Origin of the sequence: Candidatus Chloroploca mongolica (genome assembly GCF_004762035.2) — a bacterium.
In the GTDB taxonomy this organism is placed as follows: domain Bacteria; phylum Chloroflexota; class Chloroflexia; order Chloroflexales; family Chloroflexaceae; genus Chloroploca; species Chloroploca mongolica.
Map to the genome: position 1 here is coordinate 1 of NZ_SIJK02000144.1, position 2,643 is coordinate 2,643.

Annotated in this window: 2 protein-coding genes and 1 pseudogene; all 3 read right to left on the bottom strand. The window is 61.3% G+C overall.

From position 1 onward, the window contains the following. The coding region (locus tag EYB53_RS25165; protein WP_135482366.1) for a lamin tail domain-containing protein at nucleotides 1-757 on the bottom strand (757 nt) is incomplete at its 3' end. An 81-nt stretch (nucleotides 758-838) separates the two neighbouring features. Beyond that, nucleotides 839-1,939 carry a hypothetical protein gene (locus EYB53_RS25170; protein WP_135482368.1) on the bottom strand — a complete coding sequence of 367 codons (1,101 nt, stop codon included), beginning with the start codon at nucleotides 1,937-1,939 and terminating at the stop codon, nucleotides 839-841. A 48-nt stretch (nucleotides 1,940-1,987) separates the two neighbouring features. Continuing rightward, nucleotides 1,988-2,643 (bottom strand): annotated as a pseudogene (locus tag EYB53_RS26300) (tetratricopeptide repeat protein); the annotation flags it as partial.

Genomic DNA, 2,643 nt, shown 5'->3' on the forward strand with positions numbered 1-2,643 from the left:
TCGGCGTCTTGGTGGCCGTGTTGGTGGGTACGGGCGTGCTGGTATGCGTGGCGGTGGGGACGGGCGTACTGGTATTGGTGGGGACGGGCATACTCGTGCTGGTCGCCGTACTGGTATGAGTCGGTGTGTTGGTGGGCGTTTCGGTCGAGGTTGGCGTGTTGGTGGGGGTTTCGGTTGGGGTCGGCGTGCTGGTCGCCGTACTGGTATGAGTCGGCGTGTTGGTGGGCGTTTCGGTCGGGGTGGGCGTTTCGGTTGGGGTCTCGGTCGGGGTCGGGGTCTCGGTCGAGGCTCCTTCACCGTTTGACTCGCCGCGGGTCGGTGGTCCTATGATCCAGGTATCACCACCATCAGGCCAGCGTGCGTAACTCTCGCCGGCACGACTGCTGCTATAGGTGTAACTATCAATAATGCTTTCGTCTGGGGCGATGAGCTGGATCGTGTCACCGCTGTTATTGAGCATGCTGGCGCTCCATTCGATGACATAGCGTTCGCCAGGTTCCAGAACGGTTCCCATCGGGATGAGCACTTTGATGCTGTTGGCAGGCAAATCATCATCAATGCGCCAGCCGCTTAGATCGACGGCAATCGCCCCACGATTCAACACTTCAGCCCATTCGCCTGTGCCAAGCGGGGCGGGCATAAATTCGTTGATCAGGATGACTTCGGCCTGGGCCTGTGCGGTCATATTGAAGGCCAGGCTGTTGCCAATAATGAGCGCGATCAGCAGAATTGATAGGGTTTGATGCAGTCTACGCACGGGTGCCTCCCGGAAGATACTGGTACCTGACCATGTACCGTCCAGGTGGGCAAAAAGTAACGCAAGTTGAGGGCGGATCTGTTATGGCCCGGCGGGGAGTGCCTGGCTTTCACCGATGGGCCATCCTGCACCACTGCTGGAAGGTGTGGTGAGGCGTAGGCCACTGGCATCAAGGGGGACATCAAAGAGGATGGGGATGCTGCGCATGCCGCTTGCCGGTTCGAGTGGTTCTTCGAGGGCGAGATCGCCGTGCTGACCGCGTTGATACAGGGTGAGATAAATGGTCGAGGCCTGGGGCACCGGGCTGTAGGTGCGCCCTTGATCATCCCGCAAGGCAAAGAAGGTCGGCGGAAGGATGCGCGTTTCAGGGCTGTTATTGCTGACCGCAACGACTGCGAGCACAAAGCGGCCATTGGGGGCAAGATCCCCCAGGTTGCCGTCGAGCACCACGGCATAGTCTGGTCGCAGGAGGGTTGCGCTCCAGCCATCGTGGTCGAGAATGCTGCCTAGCGGTAATTCGGTCATCGTCGTCGGGCTTGGTTCGGGTGAAGCCATGGGCATCGCTGTGGCCGTCGGCTCGATGGGGGTGAGCGTGGGCACTGGGGTTGCGGTCGTGTTTGCCGTCGCTGTTGCTTGAGGTGCTGGCGGGAGACTCGTTGGGCTGGGCGATACTGCCGTGGGGTCAGGTACCTCGGCTGATGGGTTGACTGGATTGGCGGTCGCTGGTGCTGAGGATTGCAGGGCAAACGGGTCTGTTTGCATCAGATTGCGTCCGATGATCACACCGATTGCGCCAAGCAACAGCACAATCACGAGCATCGCCAGCACGTTGAGTAACGGAAACGCGGTGTGATGATCGTCAGGCTCCGCCTGGGTCGCTCGTTGTTCGGGTGGAGGGGCAACGGGTGCTGCTGATAGCTCGTGCTGTGGCGAAGGCGACTCCTCAGCGTGGTCTGACTGAGGCAAAACATCGTCAGGCTGGGAGGGGGCCACAGTTGGTTGAGGGCCGGTTAATTCAGCGAGAAGCAACCAGACCCGTGGTTCATCGGGATACTCCTGAGACAGGGCCTGCAATAGACGCTGACCAGCCTGAAGCCTCCCCTTGCTGATGGCTTGCTGGGCAATCTGAAGCAGCTGATCAAGCTCGGAGGATGGTGATGGCTGATCTGGAGGTGTTGTCACAGGTAAACAAGAGAAGTAAGGGAGGGCCAGGCCCTCCCATGAGCGACGCTACACACTGCGCAGGACAAGCCAACCCTGGCTCGGATTACTGCGCGCAAAAAAGACCAGGTCGGTTGCATCAAGCGCGACATCAAACACGATCGCCACGCTGCGTGTCAGCCCATCGGGGGGCATCGCCTGCGTATGGGCCACGTCGGCATTGACGCCAGGCACCACATAGGCTTCAGAGACGTCGGGGCGGGCTTCCCACACGCGGCCCTGAGCATCTTTGATGACAAAGAACTCGGCGGGAATGGATTGGCTGACACCGGTACCATTCACCGCATAGGCGAGGATGACCACAAAGCGGCCATTTTGCGGGCTAAACTGGCGAATATCACCAATCACCGATGCCGCGAAGGTTGGTTGATTGAAATCATAGAGCCAGCCTTCACTCGACAAAGGCGTATTGGCAGGCAGAATGATCGGGTTGGCACCCGAGACATCAACCGGAGGTGGTGGCGGCTCAACTGGTTGCGTTGGCTCGGAGGGCTGGCCGGGGTCAGTGCCGGGCTGGCCGGGGTCAGTGCCGGGCTGGCCGGGGTCAGTGCCGGGCTGGCCAGGGTCGGTGCCGGGCTGGCCGGGGTCAGTGCCGGGCTGGCCGGGGTCGGTGCCGGGCTGGCCGGGGTCGGTGCCGGGCTGGCCGGGGTCGGTGCCGGGCTGGC